The following is an 18,221-nucleotide window of genomic DNA, read 5'->3' as shown; positions in this document are numbered from 1 at the left end:
CGGGCCCCTCGCGGGTGCGGGGCGGATCGGGCGGCGGCCGCAGGACGCGCGCGGCCGCGCCGGCGCGCCGGCGCGGCCCGGTGGGCTGGCTTCTGGGGCTTCTGGCAGCCCTGGTGCGGGCGGTGCTCGGGGCGGTCTGGGCGGTGGGCTGGCGCGCCGCCGTTCTCGGCGGGCTGATTCTCGGCGGAGCCGTCGCCTGGCAGGCTGCTCGGCTGCCGCCGGCCACCGAGCTGGTGGACGGCCGCGCCCGCGGCTCGGTGACGCTGCTCGACCGGCACGGCGAGCCCTTCGCCTGGCGCGGCGACCAGTTCGGCGGGATGGTCACGGCCGATTCCGTCTCGCCGCATCTGCGCAACGCGGTGATCGCGACCGAGGACCGCCGCTTCTGGTGGCATCCGGGCCTCGACCCGCAGGGGATCGCCGGGGCCATCCGCATCAACCTCTCGGCCGGCCGCGGCGCCTTCGAGGGGCATGGCGGCTCCACCATCACCCAGCAGACGGCCAAGCTGCTCTGCATCGGACGGCCCTTCGACCCCGAACGCTGGGCCGACGAGGCTGCCTACGAGGCCGATTGCCGCCGCACCTCGCTGTGGCGCAAGGCGGAGGAAGCCATCTACGCGCTCGCCATGGAGCTGCGCTATTCCAAGGAGGAGATCCTCACGATCTACCTCAACCGCGCCTATCTGGGCGCGGGCACGCGCGGCTTCGAGGCGGCAGCGCGACGCTACTTCGACAAGGGCGCGGCCGAGGTGAACCCCGCCGAGGCGGCGATGCTCGCGGGGCTCCTGCGGGCGCCCTCCACCTATGCCCCGACCGCCAACCTCGCCCGCTCGCAGGACCGCGCACGCATCGTCGTCGGGCTGATGGAGGAGCAGGGCTACCTGACCGCCGCCCAGGCGGAGGAGGCGCGCGCCAATCCCGCCCGCCTGTCGCCGCGGGCCTCCGCGCGCTCCGGCGGCGCCTTTGCGGACTGGGTGATGGATACGGGGCCGGAATTCTTCACCTCCGGCACCACGGAGGACGTCATCATCCGCACCACGCTCGACCCGCGTATCCAGCGTGCGGCCGAGACGGCGCTGCGCACCGTCTTCGAGACGCGCGTCCGGGCAGGCAGCCAGGCGCAGGCGGCCATCGTCGTCATGTCCGCCGACGGCGCCGTGCGGGCCATGGTCGGCGGGCGCGAGGACGGGGCCGGCCGCTTCAACCGCGCCACCATGGCGCTGCGCCAGACCGGCTCGGCCTTCAAGCCCTTCGTCTTCGCCGCCGCGCTCGATCTCGGCCTCGACCCCGAGGACCGCGTGGACGACACGCCGCTCTGCATGACCATCGCCGGATCGGGCCAGTGGTGCCCGGAGAACTACGACCGCACCTTCAAGGGCCGGATCACCCTGACCCAGGCGCTCGCCGAGAGCCGCAACATCCCCGCCGTGCTGCTGAGCGAGCAGGTGGGCCGCGACCGCGTCCGCGCGGTGGCCGAGGGGTTCGGCCTGCGCGGCGACCTGGCGCTCGGGCCCGCCCTGGCGCTCGGGGCGTCCGAATCGACCCTGCTGCGGATGACCGCGGCCTATGCCGGCATCCTCAACGGCGGCTCGGCCGTGGCGCCCTACGGCCTCGTGGAGCTGTCGCTGCTGGGCGACGAACAACCCGTCATGGGCGTGGGCGGCGGCATCCGCGACCGGGTCATCAGCGAACGCGCGGCGCAGGAACTCGTCTGGATGATGTGGCGCGTCGTCGAGGAGGGCACGGGGGGACGCGCGCGCATTCCCGGCTGGCAGATCGCGGGCAAGACCGGCACCACCCAGGCCGCGCGCGATGCGTGGTTTATCGGCTTTTCCGCCGATTACGTCACGGGCGTGTGGATGGGCTACGACGACAACACGCCGCTGACCGGCGTCACGGGCGGGGGCCTGCCCGCCGAGATCTGGCGCGAGACCATGGTCCGGGTACTCGAGGACATCCCGCCCCGCCCGTTGCCGATGACGCCCCCCCGCGGCACGCCGGGCGGGTTTGTCGATCCGGGCGGCCTCTTGGCCGACGGCACGGGCGAGCCCTTCCGCGGCACGGGCGATCCGGCGGTGGATGCCGCGCTCGAGGCCGCGTTCGGCCCCCTGACCACGGACCCCGCGCTCGACGCCGCGCTCGAGAGCGCCTTCGGCCCGCCCGAGGGCGCCGCCCCGCCCCCGCGCCCCGCGCGCGACGCGGCCCAGGATGCCGTGCTCGACGCACTCATCTCCATCCTGTCGGGTCAGTAGGTCCGGCGGTCAGAGGACGGGCGCCTCGCCGTCGGGCGCCCCGGGGACCTCAGGGGCGGCGGGCTCGTCGGCCGCCTCCTCCGCGGGGTCGGGACAGCGTTCGTAGCGGAAGGCATAGCCGTTCCAGATCACGAAGACCGCATCCCCCTCGGCGGCCCGCATCAGCATGGCCCGCTCGGTCCAGGTCTCGCCCCCGCCTTCGCATTCCATGACATAGAGGGTGGCGTCCATGTCGAGCACGTCCACGGGATTGGTCATCTCGCAGACCGCGCCGATCCCGTGGAACTCGCCCTCGGCAATGCGCACCGCGCCGCCTTCCTCGCCGATCCGGCTGCAATCGGCGCCGAGCGTGGGCCGGTAGGTCCCGTCCCAGGGCAGGGCCGCGGCGCCAGCCGCTCCGGCCAGAAGGGCGACAAGGCCGAGGCAGGGCAGGGGACTGAAGCGCATGGCGTTCTCCGACGGGGGCTGCGCCCCGATATGGAGCGCGGACAGGCTCCGGCCAGGCCCCGTCCGGGGTCCGGGCCGGAGGGCCGCGTCCCGGTCAGCCCCGCGCCAGATCGGCGATCAGCCGCTCCACGTCGCCGCGGCGCTGGTCCAGCATGGCCTGGATCTCGGTCCGCTCGGCCAGGAGCATGTTCACGCCCTCGACCACCATGTTGAAGAACTTGAGCTGCCCGGACCGGTCGGAGACCCAGAAATCGACCCGGAACGGGGCCTGCCCGCGCAGATAGGCGGTCGTGCGCACTTCGATGCCGTTGGGGACGGGGCGCGCGTCCTCCACCACCACCTGCCCGCCGATGAACTCCCGGAAGCGCGAGCCGTACTTGCGCGCGACATAGGCGGCGAAGGCCTGCGTGTAGCGCGCCATCTGGTCGGCGCTGAGCGCGCGGGCATCGGCGCCCAGGCTGTAGCGCGCGATCGTGGGCACGTCCGCATAGGCGAGGAAGATCGCCGCAAAGCGGTCGATCATGGCCGCCTCGGGCAGGCCGCTCGCGATCACCGCGTTGACCTGCGCCACAAGCTCGTCCACCAGCGCGCGGGCGCGCCCCACATCCTGCGCCAGGGCGGCGGGGGCCAGGGCGAGCAGGGCGGCAAGCGCGCCCCCCTGCGCCAGCGCGGCGCGACGGCTGAGATGCAGCATCAGAACTCCTCCTCATAGGGATCGAAGAAGACCTCCGCCTCGTCGCGGGTGTCGCCCAGCTCGAAGCGGCGGTTCTGCAGGTAGATCAGGCGAGCCTGGGCATAGGAGTCCGCGCTCTGATAGAGAATATCGTCGATCACGCCAAAGAGTTGCGCCCGCTCGACGACCTCCTCGCCGGCCTTGGCGGCCACGCGCAGCGCGAGCGGCAGCTGCACGAGGCGGTCGAGCGGATCGACGAGGAAGTCCACGACCCGCCCCGCTGCGTCGCGCTCGGTGGAGGGGCCGATGCCCGGCAGTTCCAGATAGGCCCCCTCCGGCACCCCCCAGGCCGCCAGCGTGGCGCCGAAATCGGTCTCCACCTCCCGCAGGCCGATCTCGCCCGCCGGATCGAACAGGCCGGCCAGCCCCAGCGTCGTGTTGATCGCAAAGCGCAGCGTATTGGTGGCCGCGCCTTCCAGATCCCCCTGAAGAAGGTTGTTGACCACCGTTCCGGGCAGACCGGCATGGGCCGAGACGTTGACCACGGGCTGGGTCAGTTCGGGCGGGGCCTCGAGGGCCGCGCGCGCCAGCGGACGCAGCACCGCCTGGTCGAGGGCCTTGTTGAAGGCATGGATCTCGCGGTTGCGGGCCTCGAACGGGTCGTTGAACGCCTCGCCCGGCGGGGCCGGCGTGCAGCCCGCGGCCGCCGCCAGGAGGGCCAGGGCCCAGAGGAGGGCCGGCCGCGCGGGGCCCGCCGGCGCGGGATCGGAACGGCGTGGCATGAACGGACCCCCCGTGTCGGCCGACGTCGCATCTGCTATAGCGGTCCTGCGGTCGGACGCGAACCCCCGGGGCCTCACGCCCGCCTCGCGCCGCCGTGAGGATCGGAGGAGCCGATGGCTGCCGAGGAGCATCTTGCGCGGGGACTTGCCGAGCTTCGTGCGGCCCGGGCGGAAAGCCGCGGTCTTCTGGTCGCCGTGGCGGTGTTCAGCCTGGCGGTGAACCTGCTGATGCTCACGGGGCCGCTCTACATGCTCAACGTCTATGACCGGGTGCTGGGTTCGCGCTCGGTGGAGACGCTGATCGCGCTGTCGGTCCTTGTGGCCTTTCTGTACGGCTGCATGGCGGTGCTCGATTTCGTGCGCGGGCGCCTGATGGGCCGGGTCGGCGCGCGGTTCCAGTCGCGGCTCGACCGGCGGGTGTTTTCCGCCAGCCTGCGGGCCGGCTCGCTCGCCCGGGCCGAGCGCGAGGCCCAGACCGGCCTGCGCGACCTCGAATCCGTCCAGCGCGCGCTGACCTCGCCGGCGCTGATGGCGCTGTTCGACGTGCCCTTTGCGCCGCTGTTCTTTGCGGGCATCTTCCTGTTCCATCCGTGGATGGGCTATCTGGCGCTCGTCGGGGCGGCCGTGCTGATCCTGCTTGCGCTCATGAACCAGGCCGCGACGCGTCGCCCGCTCGAGGTGGCGGCCCACAGCGCCTTTGCCGCCGACGCGGCCGGCAGCCAGATCCGGCAGGAAGGCGAGACGATCCAGTCGCTCGGCATGCGCGAGGCGGCCTTCGCCCGCTGGAACGAGGCGCGCGCCCGTGCGCTCGCCTCGGCCATCGGCGCGCAGGATGCGGGCGGCACCTACAGCGCCGTGATCCGGGCCGTCCGGCTGTTCCTGCAATCGGCCATGCTCGGGCTCGGGGCCTTTCTGGTCCTGCGCGGCGAGATGACGGCGGGCGCGATGATCGCGGGCTCCATCCTGCTCGGCCGCGCGCTCGCCCCGGTCGAGGTGATCGTCGGCCAATGGGCGGTGCTCGCGCGGGGCCGCGAGGCCTGGACCAACCTCGCGCGGCTGCTCGGCGCCGTCCCGGAGGAGATGCGGCGCACCGCCCTGCCCCGCCCGCGCGGCCGTCTCGAACTCGAGCAGGTGACGGTGGTTCCGCCCGGCGAGACGCAGGCGACGCTGCGGATGGTCAGCTTCCGCGTGGAGCCCGGACAGGCGGTGGGGGTCATCGGCCTGTCGGGCGCGGGCAAGTCCACGCTGGCGCGCGCCATCACCGGCGCCTGGCGCCCGGCGGCGGGCAAGATCCGCCTCGACGGCGCCGCGCTCGACCAGTACGACCCGGACGTGCTCGGCCGCTACATCGGCTATCTGCCCCAGCGCGTGACGCTGTTCGACGGGACCATCAAGGAGAACATCGCCCGGCTGTCGCCCGAACCCGACGACGCCGCCGTGGTCCGCGCCGCCCAGCAGGCGGCCGCGCACGAGATGATCCTGCGCCTGCCCGAGGGCTACGACACGCGCGTCTCGGCCGCCGGGGGCCGCCTCTCGGGCGGGCAGATCCAGCGCATCGGGCTTGCGCGCGCGCTCTACGGCGATCCCGTCGTGGTGGTCCTCGACGAGCCCAACTCGAACCTCGACAACGACGGCTCCGTGGCGCTCAACGCCGCGATCCGCGCGCTCAAGGCCCGCGGGGCGGCCGTGCTCATCATGGCCCACCGCCCCGCCGCCATCGCCGAATGCGACCTGCTGCTGCTGCTCGAGAACGGGGCCCGCCGCGCCTTCGGTCCCAAGGAGGACGTCCTGCGCGAGACGGTCGCCAACCACCGGCAGATCGCGCCCACCCCCGCAGGGGGCGTGACATGACCGCGCGTCCCGATCCCCGACCGCCGGCCGTGCGATGGTCGGCCGGGCCGCCCCTGGTCTTGGGCCTTCTGTGCCTGCTGGTCCTCGTGGGCGGATTCGGCCTCTGGGCCGGTCTCACGCCGATCACGGGGGCGGTGATCGCCCATGGCCGGGTCGAGGTCGCCCAGAACCGCCAGGTCGTCCAGCATCTGGACGGCGGCGTGGTGGCCGAGATCCTGGTGGCGGACGGCGACCGGGTCGAGGCGGGCGACCTGCTCGTGCGGCTCGATGCGCGCGCGCTCGAGAGCGAACTTGCCGTCGTGGAGGGGCAGCTTCTGGAGGTGCTCGCCCGCCGCGCCCGCTTCGAGGCCGAGGAATCGGGCGCGGACCGGCTGACCTTTGATCCGCTTCTGGCCGAATCGACCAATCCCGTCGCCGCGGAGCTGATGGCGGGCTCCGAGCGGCTCTTCGCCCAGCGCCGCGAGACCGCGCTGCGCGAGGTCGAGCAGCTCACCCGGCGGCGCGGCCAGATCGCCAGCCAGATCGAGGGCATCCGCGCCCAGCAGGCCGCCATCGAGACCCAGCTCGCCCTGATCGCGCGCGAGCTTGCCGCCCAGCAGTCGCTGCTCGACCGCGGGCTTGCGCAGGCGGGCCGCGTGCTCGAGCTCGAGCGCGAACAGGCCGCGCTCGAGGGGCGCAAGGGCGAGCTCGTGGCCGCCGCCGCCCAGGCCGAGGGCCGCATCACCGAGATCGAGATCGAGATCCTGCGCCTCGAATCGGCCCGGCGCGAGGAGGCATCCTCGCGGTTGCGCGACCTCCAGTTCGACGAGATCGACCTGTCCGAGCGGCGCCGGGCGCTGCTGCTGCGGCTCGAGCGGCTCGACCTCCGCGCGCCCGTGGGCGGCATCGTCCACGGCATGACGGTGTTCGCCCCCCGCTCGGTCATCCGCGCGGCCGAGCCGGTCCTCTACATCGTGCCCCAAGACCGCCCCCTGGTGATCGCGAGCCAGGTGGAGCCCATCCATGTGGACGAGGTCCATGTCGGTCAAGAGGTCATCCTGCGCTTTCCCGCCTTCAACCAGCGCCAGACGCCCGAACTGCGCGGCCGCGTGACCCAGGTCTCGGCCGATGCCTTCCAGGACCAGGCTTCGCGCCTCAGCTTCTACCGCGCCGATATCGAGATCGCCGAGGGTGAGCACGACCGCCTGCCCCCCGGCATGGCGCTCCTGCCCGGGATGCCGGTCGAGGCCTTCATCCGCACGGGCGAGCGCACGCCCCTGTCGTTCCTGCTCAAGCCGCTCACCGACTACTTCGCCAAGGCCTTCCGGGAGACCTGAGCGCCTCCGGTGGACGGGCGGCGGGCAGCGCACTACCGTCCGCGCGCTGCAGCAGGGGGAGAGACCATGACCATCGACGACCGCCTCAGGGACCGGGGCCTCGTTCTGCCCGAGCCGGCCGCGCCGCTCGCATCCTATGTGCCCTTCGTGCGCGCGGGCGACCTTCTGCACGTCTCGGGCCAGATCTCGCGCGACGCCTCGGGCGGCGTCTGGCGCGGCACGCTGGGGGGCGACCTGTCGATCGAGGAGGGCGCCAGGGCGGCCGAGAGCTGCGCGCTCCAGCTCCTGTCGCAGGTGCGTGCCGCCTGCGGGGGCGACTGGGACCGGCTGCTGCGGGTGGTCAAGCTCACGGGCTTTGTCGCCTCCGCGCCGGGCTTCGTCGACCAGCCCAAGGTGGTCAACGGCGCCTCCGACCTGTTCGTGGCCCTTCTGGACGAGGCGGGTCGGCATGCGCGCTCGGCCATCGGCGTCTCCGCCCTGCCCCTCGGCGCCGCCGTGGAGGTGGAAGGCGTGTTCCTTCTGCGATGAGCGCCCCCGTCGTTCCGCTCCCGCGCGCCTTTCTCGACCGCCCCGTGGCGCATCGCGCGCTCTGGGGCGAGGGGCGGCCCGAGAACTCGCTCGCGGCCGTGCGCGCGGGGATCGAGGCGGGCTACCCGCTCGAATTCGACCTCCAGCCCTCGGCCGACGGCGAGGCGATGGTGTTCCACGACCACGACCTCGACCGGCTGACGGACGAGACGGGGCCCGTCGCCGCGCGCGAGGCGGCCGAACTCGTGCGCATCCCGCTGCGCGGCGGCGGCGGCGAGACGATCCCGCGCCTGTCGGACCTGCTCGCCCTCGTGCGGGGGCGCGTGCCGCTCCTCATCGAGCTCAAGGACCAGACCGGCGAGCTGGGCGAGGGGCCGGCCCATCTGGAGGAGGCGACCGCACGTGCGCTCCACGGCTACGAGGGGCCGGTGGCGCTCATGTCCTTCAACCCGCACATGGTGGCCCGTCTGGCCGAGCTGCGCCCGGACCTGCCGCGCGGCCTGACCACCGATCCCTTCCGCGCCCGCGACTGGCCGGGCATCCCCGAGGCGGTCCTCACCCAGCTGCGCCTCGTGAAGCATTACGACCGGACGGGCGCCTCCTTTGTCAGCCACAAGGCGCTCGACCTGTGGCGGCCGGACCTGCGCCGCCTCCGCCGGCGCGGCGCGGCCATCCTGTGCTGGACCATCCGCGCCCCCTGGCAGGAGCGTCTGGCGCGGCTCGTGGCCGACAACGTCACCTTCGAGGGCTACCGGGCGTGAGCCTCACGGTGACGGCGCATGCCTCCGTGGCCGAGATCCCGGCCGCGGACTGGGATGCCTGCGCCGCCCCCGAGACGGCCGACGGCGGCCGGCCCCTCGATCCCTTCACGACGCATCGCTTCCTCCTCGCGCTCGAGGAATCGGGCTCGGTCGGGCCCGGCACGGGCTGGCAGCCCCGCCCCCTCGCGCTGCGCGAGGGCGGCCGCCTCCTCGCCGTGCTGCCCCTCTACGTCAAGGGCCACAGCCAGGGCGAATACGTCTTCGACTGGTCTTGGGCCGACGCCTGGGAGCGCGCGGGCGGCCGCTACTATCCCAAGCTCCAGGTGGCCGTCCCCTTCACCCCCGTCCCCGGCCGCCGCCTCCTGTGCCGGCCGGGGACCGAGGCGACGGCGCAGCCCGCCCTTCTCGGCACGCTCGTGCGCCTCGTGGAGGACAACGACCTGTCCTCGGCCCATCTCACCTTTTGCACCGGCTCCGAGGCCGAGGCCGGCGCGGCGCTGGGCCTGATCCCCCGCACGGGCGAGCAGTTCCACTGGTTCAACGAGGGCTATCGCGACTTTGCGGACTTCCTCGACACCCTGTCGTCGCGCAAGCGCAAGGCCATCCGCCACGAGCGGGCCGCGGCCCAGGGCTTCGGCGGGACGATCGAGGCGCTTGCGGGTGCGGACCTGCGCCCCGCGCACTGGGATGCGATGTGGCGCTTCTATCAGGACACCGGCGCGCGCAAGTGGGGCCGGCCCTACCTGACGCGCCGCTTCTTCGACCTCGCGGCCGAGCGCATGGCCGAGGACGTGGTGCTCTTTGTCGCCGCCCGGAGGGGGCGTCCCGTGGCGGGCGCGCTCAACTGGATCGGACGCGAGGCGCTGTTCGGCCGCTACTGGGGCGCCACCGAGACGATCCCCTTCATGCATTTCGAGCTCTGCTATCACCGCGCGATCGACTGGGCGCTGGCGCACGGGCTGGCGCGCGTGGAGGCTGGCGCGCAGGGCGAGCACAAGGTCGCGCGCGGCTACCGCCCGGTGCGCACCCATTCGCTCCACTGGATCGCCGACGACCGCCTGCGCGCCGCCGTGGCCGAGTTCGTCGTGCGCGAGCGCGCGGCCGTGGACACCGAGATCGCGGTGATGACCGCCCTCGGGCCCTTCCGCCGCGGCCCGCGACCCGGGGCGCCCCCCGAACGCGAGTGAGGGCGGCCGCTGGATCGGCGGACCGGGACCGGCTAGGCTGCGCCCGAACGGACCGGAGCGCGCCATGGCCCTCGTCCTCTACACCCATCCCCAGTCGCGCGGCCGCATCGCCCGCTGGATGATCGAGGAGACGGGCCAGCCCTACGAGGCGCGGATCGTCGCCTTCGGGGCGCCCATGAAGGACCCCGCCTACCGGGCGATCAACCCGATGGGCAAGGTCCCCGCGCTGGTCCATGACGGCGCCGTGGTGACCGAGACGGCCGCGATCTGCGGCTATCTCGCCGAGGCCTTTCCCGAGGCGGACCTTCTGCCCGGGGACCGGGCGGGCTTCTGGCGGTGGCTCCTGTTCGCGGCCGGCCCGCTCGAGCAGGCCATCGTCAGCCGCTCCTTCGGCTGGGAGGTCGCGCCCGAGCATCGCGGCCGCGCGGGCTGGGGCGATTTCGACACCGTGCTGCGGGTGCTCTGCGACCATCTGCGCGGCCGCGACTTTGCCGTGGGCGACCGCTTCTCGGCCGTGGACGTCTATCTCGGCTCGCAGGTGGGCTTCGGCCTGCTCTTCGGCACGCTGCCGTCCGATCCCGCGCTTGCAGCGTATTGGGAGCGCATCGCCGATCGTCCCGCCCGCCTGCGCGCGGCCGAGGAGGACGACCGGCTTCTCGTGGAACGGGAGACGACCGATGGTTGAACGGCTCACGCAGGAGGAACGCGACCGGCTCCTGCCCCCCCTGGGAGAGGCGGGCTGGGGCGCGGACCCGGAAACGGACGCGATCCGCAAGATCTGGAAGTTCCGCTCCTTCTCCGAGGCCTGGGGCTTCATGTCGCGCGTGGCGCTTCTGGCCGAGAAGTCGGGGCACCATCCCGACTGGCGCAACGTCTACAACGTGGTGGACCTGCGCCTGACCACCCATGCCTGCGACGGGCTGTCGCGCCTCGACGTGGAGATGGCCCCCCGCATCGACGCCCTCGCCGGCGAGGCCGAGGTCCAGCGCGACCAGACCGAGGCGATCGTCTGCCTGTGCAAGGTCGAGCACGCCCGCGCGCAGGGCGGCTGAGGGGCGCTCAGATCCGTTCGAGCATCGCCTCCCCCGAGGAGACGGTGCAGGCGCCGGGGCTCTCCTCGTCGGCCCAGTGCCGCACCACCCCGTCCTCGATCAGGGCCGCGAAGCGGCGCGAGCGGCGGTGAAATCCCACGGCCGGGTTGGTCAGCTCCTCGCCCAGGGCCACGATCCAGTCGCCCGACGGGTCGGCGATCATCTCGATCCCGGCCGCGGTCGCACCCGTCGCCTCGCCCCAGGCGCGCAGCACGAAGGGATCGTTGCCCGCCAGGCAGAGGACCGCGTCCACCCCCTTCTCCGCGAGGCGGGGCCTCGTGCGCACGAAGCTCGGGACATGGGCATTCGTGCAGGTGGAGGTATAGGCCCCCGGCACCCCGAACAGGACCACGCGGCGCCCGGCGAACAGCTCGCGCGTGGCCACCTCCTCCACGCCCCCCTCGCCCATCCGCAGAACCCGTCCCTCGGGCAGCCGCTCGCCCGCCGCGATCGCCATGGCACGTCTCCCTTCCGGCCCTTTCCGGTTGCACGGGCCAATGGGGCGGATACGGTGCGCGCCGTCAAGCGGGGAGATGCGGGATGACCCATGTCGTCGTGGTGGGCGCCGGACAGGCGGGGCTTGCGCTGGTGGCGCGGCTGCGCGCCGAGGGCTTCGACGGCACGATCACGCTGATCGGGGCCGAGCCCCACCCCCCCTACCAGCGCCCGCCGCTGTCCAAGGACTACCTGCTCGGCGAGCTGCCGCGCGAGCGGCTCTACCTGCGCCCCGAGGCCTTCTACTCCGAGCACGGAATCGACCTGCGCCTCGGCGCCGAAGCGGCGGCGATCGACACGGGCCGGCGAGTCGTCACCCTCGTGACCGGGGCCGAGATCCCTTATGACGAGCTCGTGCTCTGCACGGGCTCCACGCCCCGGCGGCTGCCGGCCGCGATGGGGGGCGACCTGCGGGGGGTCCACACGATGCGCGACATCCGCGATGCCGACGCGCTCGCCCCCGAGATGGTCCCCGGCCGGCCGGCCCTCGTGGTGGGCGGCGGCTATATCGGCCTCGAGGGGGCGGCGGTGGCGGCCCAGCGCGGCCTGCGCGTGACGGTGGTGGAGATGGCGCCGCGCATCCTCGCCCGCGTGGCCGCGCCCGAGACGGCCGACTACATCCGGGCGCTTCACCGCGCCCACGGGGTGGAGATCCGCGAGGAGACGGGTCTCGACCGGCTGCTCGACGACGGGCAGGGTCGGGTGCGCGGGGCGCGCCTGTCGGACGGAGCCGAGGTGGCGGCCGATCTGGTTCTCGTGGGGATCGGCATCGTGCCCAACACCGCCCTGGCCGAGAGCGCGGGCATCGCAGTGGAGAACGGGATCCGCACCGACGAATACGGCCGCACCTCGGCGCCGCATGTCTGGGCGGCGGGCGATTGCGCCTCGTTTCCGCATGGCGAGGGGCGCATCCGCCTCGAATCGGTGGGCCATGCCATCGACCAGGCCGAGACGGTGGCCCGCAACATCCTCGGGGCGGAGACGCCCTATCGCGCCGCGCCGTGGTTCTGGTCGGACCAGTACGATTGCAAGCTCCAGATCGCCGGGCTGGGAACCGGGCACGACCGCATCGTGGTCCGGTCGGCCGGCGCGGGCGAGCAGGCGCCGCGCTCGCACTGGTACTTCCGGGGCGACCGGCTGCTCGCCGTGGACGCGATGAACGACCCGCGCGCCTACATGATCGGCAAGCGGCTGATCGAGGCCGGCCGCTCGCCCGCGCCCGAGGTCCTGGCCGATCCGGCCACGGACCTCAAGGCGCTGCTGAGGGCCTGAGGCGATGCGCGTGGTGGGCGGCGCGCTCCGGGGCCTGCGCCTGGCCGATCCGGGGGCGGGCGACCCGGCCGCGGCCCTGCGCCCCACGGCCGACCGCGTGCGCGAGGCGATCTTCGGCCTGCTCGAGGGGGGGCGTTTCGGCGACCCCGTCGGAGGGGCGCGCGTGCTCGACCTGTTCGCCGGCACGGGGGCGCTGTCGGTCGAGGCGCTCTCGCGCGGGGCGGCCGCCGCGACGCTGGTGGAGGAGGGACGCCCCGCGATCCGGCTGATCCGCGAGAACCTCGCGCGGGCGGGGCTGGCGGACCGGGCCCGTCTCATCGCGCGCGACGCCCAGCGCCTGCCCCCGCTCGCCGAGCCGCCCTTCACCCTGTGCTTTCTCGACCCGCCCTACGGGCGCGGCATGGGCCAGCGCGCGCTGGGCTCGGCGCTGGCGGGGGGCTGGCTCGCGCCCGGCGCGCTCGTCGTCTGGGAGGAGGGCGCCCCGATGATGCCCCTGCCGGGCACGCGCCTGCTGGACCGGCGCCGGCACGGCATCGCCCATCTGACGCTTCTGACCACCGTTCCGCGCAGCGAGGAGGCGGCCCCGGCCTGAGGCGGTCAGGCCGGATGCGCGGGGGCCGGGGCCGCGGCCAGGGCGGCCTCGACCCTGTCGGCCCAGAAGGTGTCGGGCTGCCAGCCCGCCAGTTGCGCCGCCCGCAGCAGACCGCCTCCCAGCGCCGACAGCCGCGCCCGCCCCGCCGGGCCGAGCCGGTCCTCGACCGCGCGGCGCAGCAGGGCACTCGCGAAGGCGCCGCCCGCCGGCACCCAGGGGGACGGGGCGGGCAGTCCGGCCCGCCGGGCCGCAGCCTCGGCCGCCAGGGCCAGCTCCGCCCCCGCCCGGTCGAGCAGACGGGCCGCGTGGGGATCGCCCGCCGCAGCCAGCGCATCCACGGCCCGGGCCGCCCCGGCCACGGCCGCGCGGGGCCGATCCCCCCGCGCCATCAGCCATTCGAGCGGCCCGAAGGGGCCGGGCGGCGCCCCGATCCGGGCGCAGAGCGCCTGCGCAAAGCCTTCCGCCTCCGGCGCGCGGCCGTCGAGCGCACGCGCGGCCAGCGTCAGCGCCTCGCGCCCGATCGCGGCGGCGCTGCCCTCGTCGCCCAGCACGTCGCCCCAGCCGCCGGCGCGGACAAAGCCGAGCGGGCCCCGCGCCATGGCCATGGAGCCCGTGCCCGACAGGACCAGCACCCCCTCGGCGCCGCCGAAGGCGCCCAGATGGGCCAGCGCCACGTCGTTGATCCCCTCCCAGGGCAGGGGGCCGTCCGGCGGTCCGCCCAGACGGTCGCCGAGCAGCGCCTCCACCGCGCGCTCGTGCGCGGCAACCTCGCCATGGCCGGGCAGCCCGGCCACCAGCGCCGCCAGCCCGCCCGGCGCCCCGAGCGCCTCGTCCAGCACGGCCTCCAGCACCGCGCGCCAGCCGGGCCCGTCCTGCGGATTGCTGCCGCCGCGCGGGGCCGCCACGCGCACCCCCCCCGCGCGCGAGGCGAGCGCGAGCGCCGTCTTGGTCCCGCCCCCGTCGATCGCCGCCACCCAGGCTCCGCCCATGCCTCCCTCCGCCGCGGCCCGGTCGCGCTTGTCCCGCGACCGGGCGCCGGAGTCCAGCGGGGCCGACCGGCGGGCGCCTCAGCCGGGCGGGGCCGCCACGGGGCGCGGGACGGGCCGCAGGCCGGGCACGGCCGTCTGGCGCGCGACCTCCTCGGCCAGTTCGCGCGCCACCGCGCCGGCCACCGCCTCGTCGATCTCGGCGGACACGTTCGAGGCCGACAGACGGTCCTGCGCCACCAGCGTCGAGGCGTCCACGAGGCGCGGCCGCGTCGCGGGCCGGATGCGCGGCGGCTCGCCGCGCAGCAGGCGGGTGAACTCCACCGGCCCCGTCTCGCCCGTCAGGCGGGCGCGGTAGACCGGCAGCGACTCGGTCACGCGCATGACGTAGATGCGCGTCTCGGCAAAGGGGATCATCTCGATCCAGTCGATCACGTCCACGTCCTCGCGGCGGATGTCGCCGCGCTCGGCCATCCACTGGCGGGGCCGTCCGGGTCCGGCATTGTAGCCCGCCGCCACCAGCACGGGCGAGGGGCCGAACATCCCCTCGAGCATCTGGAGATAGCGCGTGCCCAGCCGGGCATTGTATTCCCAGTCGTTGAGCCGCGCGGGGCTGTGGCTCAGGCCCAGCCAGCCCGCCACCTCGCGCGCGGTGCCGGGCATGAGCTGCATCAGCCCCTGCGCGCCCACGGGCGAGGTCACGGCCGGGCTGAACTCGGATTCGCGCCGCGCGATGGCCAGCGCCAGCTCGCCCGACACGGGCCAGTCCCGCCAGGCCATGGGATGCAGCGGGAAATAGGCGGCCGGCACGATGATGCCGCGCTCGGCCGCGGTCTTGCCCACCAGCACGGCGATATGCGCCTCGTGCATCTCCTCGAGGAGGTTGGCGAGCTGGCCGATGCCCTGCCGGTCGAGAGAGCGGGCCAGCGCGCGGGCGAACAGGATCGCGTCGCTGCGCTCGCCGGCGGCCAGCAGCATCAGCATCGCCTGACCCAGCTCGCCCGCCAGGATGCCCGAGCTCCGCCAGTCGCCGAAATCCTCGAGCCCCGTGAGCGACGGATCGAGCGTCAGGCCCAGCTTTTCGGCGGCCAGAAGGCCGTAGAAGGCCGTCTGGTTGGTCGCCGCCCGGGCATAGGAGATGGCCGCGTCGTCGGCCAGCCCCAGCGCCTCCTCGGCGCGCCCCTGCCAGTAGGCGGCGCGCGCGGTGGAGATGGGCCCGGTCACCTGCGCCTCCGAGCGGCGGAAATGCTCGAGCGCGCGCGCGGGCTCGTCGAGGAAGCGCAGCGACAGGAAGCCTGCGATCCATTCCAGGTCCGCATGGGACTCGGAGGGCTCGGACAGGAAGTGCCGCGAGGCGATCCGGTAGGCATCCTCGTAGCGGCCCTGCCGCATGGCCCAGCGCGCGGTCTGCGCCCGCCACGAGGCCCAGCGCGCAGGCTCGCCCAGCGCGGCGGTCGAGCCGGACCGGGCGAGCAGGATGCTCGCCGCCTCGCTCCAGCGGCCCTCCTCGGCGATACGCGCGAAGCGGTCATAGGCGAGGCCGGGATGGTCGCGCAGCCCTGCCGGCAGGGCGGCGATGCGGTCGGCCGCCGCGCCCTGCTGGCGGATCAGGGCGACCCGCGCGCGGACCAGCGCCCGCCGCTCGTCGGGCAGAAGCGGGATCATCCGCTCCGCATCGGCGGTGCGCCAGCGCCAGAGCATCGCGTCCGCGCGCGCGGCGTGATGGGGGGCGAGCACGTCGCCATAGGCGGCCAGAAGGCGGGCCTGCCCCGATTCGTTGAGCGGCTGGGTGAGCCAGACCTCGCGCAGCATGGCACGGGCGTCCCCGGCGCGGCCCTGCGCCTCGAGCGCGCGGGCCAGCGCCACGGCCCCCATCCCGGTCGTGGGCAGCGCGTCGCCGAAATAGGCGATCACGGCTTCGGGCGGGGCGGCGTCGCGGATCGCCGTCTCCCCGTTGGCGCGCAGGCGGTCGAGTCCGGGCCAGTCCGGGTGGCGGCGCAGGAAGGTGGCGTATTCGGCGAATTCGGCGGTGCCCGCGCCGTCGCGCAGGTGCCGCCACTGGATGATCGCCTCCACCACCGGCCCGCCGCGCTCGGCCGCGCGGGCCGCCGCCTCCCACTGGCCGCGATCGGCCAGCCGGACCGCCTCGCGCAGGGCCGCGACGGCCGGCTGCTCGGCGCTGGCGGGCGGGGCGGCGCCCCAGGCGGCCAGAGCGACGACGATCAGGGCGGCCAGGCGGCGGCAGGCGGCGGCGAAACGGTCCGAACTCGGCATGCAGGCAATCCCTCGGTCGTGGCGGAGAGCAGGATTCGCGGGGGAGTTGCCCAAAGCCTACAGTCCAGGGGGTTAACAACAAGTGACTTGCTTGGCAGTCGGCGGAAAACCGTCTAAGCGCGCGCGATCGGCCACGGTGCGGACAGCCGGCGCCCTGCCGGCTCCGCGCCCCCGCCCCGAAAGGACCGCTCATGTTCCAGGGCTCCATTCCCGCCCTCGTCACCCCCTTCCGCGACGGGGCGGTGGACCTCGACGCGCTGCGCGACCTCGTGGAATGGCAGATCGCCGAGGGCTCGCACGGGCTCGTCCCCGTCGGCACCACGGGCGAGAGCCCGACGCTCTCCCACGAGGAGCACGACCTGGTGGTGGCCACGGTCGTCGCGCAGGCGCGCGGGCGCGTGCCGGTGATCGCGGGGGCGGGCTCCAACAGCACGGCCGAATGCGTCCGCCTCGTGCGCGCCGCGCGCGAGGCCGGCGCGGATGCGGCGCTGGTCGTCACGCCCTATTACAACAGGCCCACCCAGGCGGGGCTGCTCGCGCATTTCCGCGCCGCGGCCGAGGTGGGGCTGCCCCTCGTCATCTACAACATCCCCGGCCGCAGCGCGGTGGACATGACGCCGGCCACCATGGCCGAACTGGCGCGCCACCCCGCGATCGTCGGCGTCAAGGACGCCACCGGCGACCTCGCGCGCGTGCCGCGCCAGCGGCTGCTCTGCGGCGAGGATTTCGTCCAGCTCTCGGGCGAGGATGCGACCGCGCTCGGCTTCAACGCGCAAGGGGGCCGCGGCTGCATCTCGGTCACCGCGAACGCCGCCCCCCGGCTCTGCGCCGCCTTCCAGGAGGCGAGCCTGCGCGGCGACTGGGCCGAGGCGCTGCGGCTGCAGGACCTGCTCATGCCGCTGCACGAGGCGATCTTCCGCGAACCCGGCGTGGCCGGGGCCAAATGCGCGCTGTCGCTGCTCGGCCGCTGCCGCGACGAGGTGCGCCTGCCGCTGCTGCCCGCCAGCCCCCCCGTGCGCGAGGAGATCCGCGCCGCGATGGCGCGGGCGGGGCTGCTCTAGAACGGGACGGGCGCGCGGAACCGGACGGGGCGGCCCCCGTCGGGGTGGCGGAAGCCCAGGGTCTCGGCATGGAGCATCAGCCGGGGGAAGTCGCGCGCGGGGCCCTCGGCATAGAAGGGATCGCCCAGGATCGGATGGCCGATCGCGGCCATGTGGACGCGCAGCTGGTGGCTGCGCCCCGTCTCGGGGAGGAGGCGCACGCGCGTCTCGCCGCCGCCGCGCCTGAGGGCGGTCCAGCGCGTCAGGGCGGGCCGGCCGTCCGGGGCCACGATCTGGCGCGGCCGGTTGGGCCAGTCCACCCGCAGGGGCAGGTCCACCACCCCCTCGGCTTGGGCCGTCTCGCCCCAGAGCCGCGCGAGATAGGTCTTGCGCACCCGCCGCTCCTCGAACTGCCAGCCCAGATGCCGCTGGGCCTGCGGGGTCAGCGCGAAGACCATCACCCCGGACGTGTCGCGGTCGAGCCGGTGGACGAGGAGCACGGTCGGAAACACCCGCCGCAGCCGCGCGATCAGGCAATCGGCCAGGTGCTCGCCCCTGCCGGGCACGGAGAGAAGGCCCGGCGGCTTGTCCACCACGACGATCGCATGGTCGTCGTGCAGCAGGCGCAGCGGCTCGTCCGGGGGGTCGTAGGCGTCCATGCCCCCCCTCTGCCG

Annotated in this window: 18 protein-coding genes; 11 read left to right on the top strand and 7 right to left on the bottom strand. The window is 74.4% G+C overall.

The window, feature by feature from the left end; translation table 11 throughout:
* Positions 1 to 14: 14 nt before the first annotated feature.
* On the top strand, positions 15 to 2,252 hold the full coding sequence (locus GT358_RS12650; protein ID WP_371416289.1) for a transglycosylase domain-containing protein: 2,238 nt from the start codon (positions 15 to 17) through the stop codon (positions 2,250 to 2,252).
* A gap of 9 nt (positions 2,253 to 2,261) precedes the next feature.
* Here GT358_RS12650 and GT358_RS12645 read toward each other — a convergent pair whose 3' ends face one another.
* The 3 genes from GT358_RS12645 to GT358_RS12635 all read right to left on the bottom strand — a co-directional run bounded on the left by GT358_RS12645 (position 2,262) and on the right by GT358_RS12635 (position 4,154).
* Positions 2,262 to 2,699: a hypothetical protein gene (locus tag GT358_RS12645; protein ID WP_243730874.1), complete on the bottom strand. Its 438-nt coding sequence runs from the start codon at positions 2,697 to 2,699 to the stop codon at positions 2,262 to 2,264.
* Positions 2,700 to 2,793: 94 nt separating this feature from the next.
* Positions 2,794 to 3,393: a phospholipid-binding protein MlaC gene (locus GT358_RS12640; protein ID WP_166582990.1), complete on the bottom strand. Its 600-nt coding sequence runs from the start codon at positions 3,391 to 3,393 to the stop codon at positions 2,794 to 2,796.
* Positions 3,393 to 4,154, bottom strand: a complete 762-nt coding sequence (locus GT358_RS12635; RefSeq protein WP_166582989.1) for a VacJ family lipoprotein — start codon at positions 4,152 to 4,154, stop codon at positions 3,393 to 3,395. Before GT358_RS12635 ends, GT358_RS12640 begins: the two co-directional genes overlap by 1 nt.
* Positions 4,155 to 4,268: 114 nt before the next feature.
* On the opposite strand from GT358_RS12635, the gene GT358_RS12630 reads away from it, so the two are divergent.
* The 7 genes from GT358_RS12630 (at position 4,269) to GT358_RS12605 (ending at position 10,849) form a co-directional block, all read left to right on the top strand.
* Positions 4,269 to 6,005, top strand: a complete 1,737-nt coding sequence (locus tag GT358_RS12630) for a type I secretion system permease/ATPase (protein ID WP_166582988.1) — start codon at positions 4,269 to 4,271, stop codon at positions 6,003 to 6,005.
* On the top strand, positions 6,002 to 7,321 hold the full coding sequence (locus GT358_RS12625) for an HlyD family type I secretion periplasmic adaptor subunit (RefSeq protein WP_166582987.1): 1,320 nt from the start codon (positions 6,002 to 6,004) through the stop codon (positions 7,319 to 7,321). Before GT358_RS12630 ends, GT358_RS12625 begins: the two co-directional genes overlap by 4 nt.
* 66 nt (positions 7,322 to 7,387) lie before the next feature.
* The gene (locus GT358_RS12620; protein ID WP_166582986.1) at positions 7,388 to 7,849 is read left to right on the top strand and encodes a RidA family protein; all 462 of its coding nucleotides are present in this window, start codon (positions 7,388 to 7,390) and stop codon (positions 7,847 to 7,849) included.
* Complete coding sequence (locus tag GT358_RS16735; protein WP_243730873.1) at positions 7,846 to 8,610, top strand: glycerophosphodiester phosphodiesterase family protein; 765 nt, start codon at positions 7,846 to 7,848, stop codon at positions 8,608 to 8,610. Before GT358_RS12620 ends, GT358_RS16735 begins: the two co-directional genes overlap by 4 nt.
* Complete coding sequence (locus GT358_RS16730; RefSeq protein ID WP_371416288.1) at positions 8,607 to 9,797, top strand: GNAT family N-acetyltransferase; 1,191 nt, start codon at positions 8,607 to 8,609, stop codon at positions 9,795 to 9,797. The genes GT358_RS16735 and GT358_RS16730 overlap by 4 nt, the downstream gene beginning before the upstream one ends.
* 64 nt (positions 9,798 to 9,861) lie before the next feature.
* Positions 9,862 to 10,482: a glutathione S-transferase family protein gene (locus tag GT358_RS12610; RefSeq protein ID WP_166582985.1), complete on the top strand. Its 621-nt coding sequence runs from the start codon at positions 9,862 to 9,864 to the stop codon at positions 10,480 to 10,482.
* The gene (locus GT358_RS12605) at positions 10,475 to 10,849 is read left to right on the top strand and encodes a 4a-hydroxytetrahydrobiopterin dehydratase (protein WP_166582984.1); all 375 of its coding nucleotides are present in this window, start codon (positions 10,475 to 10,477) and stop codon (positions 10,847 to 10,849) included. The genes GT358_RS12610 and GT358_RS12605 overlap by 8 nt, the downstream gene beginning before the upstream one ends.
* A 7-nt stretch (positions 10,850 to 10,856) precedes the next feature.
* Here the strand turns inward: GT358_RS12605 and GT358_RS12600 are convergent, their stop codons facing one another.
* Positions 10,857 to 11,345 (bottom strand): peroxiredoxin, encoded by a 489-nt coding sequence (locus GT358_RS12600; RefSeq protein WP_166582983.1) that lies wholly within the window; start codon positions 11,343 to 11,345, stop codon positions 10,857 to 10,859.
* An 83-nt stretch (positions 11,346 to 11,428) separates the two neighbouring features.
* On the opposite strand from GT358_RS12600, the gene GT358_RS12595 reads away from it, so the two are divergent.
* Both GT358_RS12595 and GT358_RS12590 read left to right on the top strand, forming a co-directional pair.
* Positions 11,429 to 12,655: an NAD(P)/FAD-dependent oxidoreductase gene (locus GT358_RS12595; protein WP_166582982.1), complete on the top strand. Its 1,227-nt coding sequence runs from the start codon at positions 11,429 to 11,431 to the stop codon at positions 12,653 to 12,655.
* 4 nt (positions 12,656 to 12,659) lie between these two features.
* Positions 12,660 to 13,247, top strand: a complete 588-nt coding sequence (locus GT358_RS12590; RefSeq protein WP_166582981.1) for an RsmD family RNA methyltransferase — start codon at positions 12,660 to 12,662, stop codon at positions 13,245 to 13,247.
* Between the two features lie 5 nt (positions 13,248 to 13,252).
* On the opposite strand, the gene GT358_RS12585 is transcribed toward GT358_RS12590, so the two are convergent.
* Both GT358_RS12585 and GT358_RS12580 read right to left on the bottom strand, forming a co-directional pair.
* A complete protein-coding gene (locus GT358_RS12585) occupies positions 13,253 to 14,236 on the bottom strand; it encodes a BadF/BadG/BcrA/BcrD ATPase family protein (protein ID WP_166582980.1) in 984 nt (327 codons plus the stop codon).
* Positions 14,237 to 14,314: 78 nt separating this feature from the next.
* Positions 14,315 to 16,507 carry a lytic transglycosylase domain-containing protein gene (locus GT358_RS12580; RefSeq protein ID WP_166582979.1) on the bottom strand — a complete coding sequence of 731 codons (2,193 nt, stop codon included), beginning with the start codon at positions 16,505 to 16,507 and terminating at the stop codon, positions 14,315 to 14,317.
* 191 nt (positions 16,508 to 16,698) lie between these two features.
* On the opposite strand from GT358_RS12580, the gene dapA reads away from it, so the two are divergent.
* Positions 16,699 to 17,568 (top strand): 4-hydroxy-tetrahydrodipicolinate synthase, encoded by an 870-nt coding sequence (dapA, locus tag GT358_RS12575; protein WP_166582978.1) that lies wholly within the window; start codon positions 16,699 to 16,701, stop codon positions 17,566 to 17,568.
* On the opposite strand, the gene GT358_RS12570 is transcribed toward dapA, so the two are convergent.
* The gene (locus GT358_RS12570) at positions 17,565 to 18,206 is read right to left on the bottom strand and encodes an RluA family pseudouridine synthase (RefSeq protein WP_166582977.1); all 642 of its coding nucleotides are present in this window, start codon (positions 18,204 to 18,206) and stop codon (positions 17,565 to 17,567) included. The two genes, dapA and GT358_RS12570, sit on opposite strands and share 4 nt — an antisense overlap.
* Positions 18,207 to 18,221 lie beyond the last annotated feature (15 nt).

It is taken from the genome of Rubellimicrobium sp. CFH 75288 (genome assembly GCF_009904055.1).
Taxonomy (GTDB): Bacteria; Pseudomonadota; Alphaproteobacteria; order Rhodobacterales; family Rhodobacteraceae; genus Rubellimicrobium.
The sequence above is the reverse complement of the archived record's forward strand: the minus strand, read 5'-3'. Positions and strand labels throughout refer to the sequence as shown.

Coding starts and splice junctions, on each gene's coding strand:
- GT358_RS12640 (WP_166582990.1), bottom strand. CDS start 3,393: ATGCTGCATCTCAGCCGTCGCGCCGCGCTGGCGCAGGGGGGCGCGCTT.
- GT358_RS12590 (WP_166582981.1), top strand. CDS start 12,660: ATGCGCGTGGTGGGCGGCGCGCTCCGGGGCCTGCGCCTGGCCGATCCG.
- GT358_RS12645 (WP_243730874.1), bottom strand. CDS start 2,699: ATGCGCTTCAGTCCCCTGCCCTGCCTCGGCCTTGTCGCCCTTCTGGCC.
- GT358_RS12585 (WP_166582980.1), bottom strand. CDS start 14,236: ATGGGCGGAGCCTGGGTGGCGGCGATCGACGGGGGCGGGACCAAGACG.
- GT358_RS12570 (WP_166582977.1), bottom strand. CDS start 18,206: ATGGACGCCTACGACCCCCCGGACGAGCCGCTGCGCCTGCTGCACGAC.
- GT358_RS16735 (WP_243730873.1), top strand. CDS start 7,846: ATGAGCGCCCCCGTCGTTCCGCTCCCGCGCGCCTTTCTCGACCGCCCC.
- GT358_RS12610 (WP_166582985.1), top strand. CDS start 9,862: ATGGCCCTCGTCCTCTACACCCATCCCCAGTCGCGCGGCCGCATCGCC.
- GT358_RS12625 (WP_166582987.1), top strand. CDS start 6,002: ATGACCGCGCGTCCCGATCCCCGACCGCCGGCCGTGCGATGGTCGGCC.
- GT358_RS12620 (WP_166582986.1), top strand. CDS start 7,388: ATGACCATCGACGACCGCCTCAGGGACCGGGGCCTCGTTCTGCCCGAG.
- GT358_RS12635 (WP_166582989.1), bottom strand. CDS start 4,154: ATGCCACGCCGTTCCGATCCCGCGCCGGCGGGCCCCGCGCGGCCGGCC.
- GT358_RS12580 (WP_166582979.1), bottom strand. CDS start 16,507: ATGCCGAGTTCGGACCGTTTCGCCGCCGCCTGCCGCCGCCTGGCCGCC.
- GT358_RS12605 (WP_166582984.1), top strand. CDS start 10,475: ATGGTTGAACGGCTCACGCAGGAGGAACGCGACCGGCTCCTGCCCCCC.
- GT358_RS12595 (WP_166582982.1), top strand. CDS start 11,429: ATGACCCATGTCGTCGTGGTGGGCGCCGGACAGGCGGGGCTTGCGCTG.
- GT358_RS12630 (WP_166582988.1), top strand. CDS start 4,269: ATGGCTGCCGAGGAGCATCTTGCGCGGGGACTTGCCGAGCTTCGTGCG.
- dapA (WP_166582978.1), top strand. CDS start 16,699: ATGTTCCAGGGCTCCATTCCCGCCCTCGTCACCCCCTTCCGCGACGGG.
- GT358_RS12600 (WP_166582983.1), bottom strand. CDS start 11,345: ATGGCGATCGCGGCGGGCGAGCGGCTGCCCGAGGGACGGGTTCTGCGG.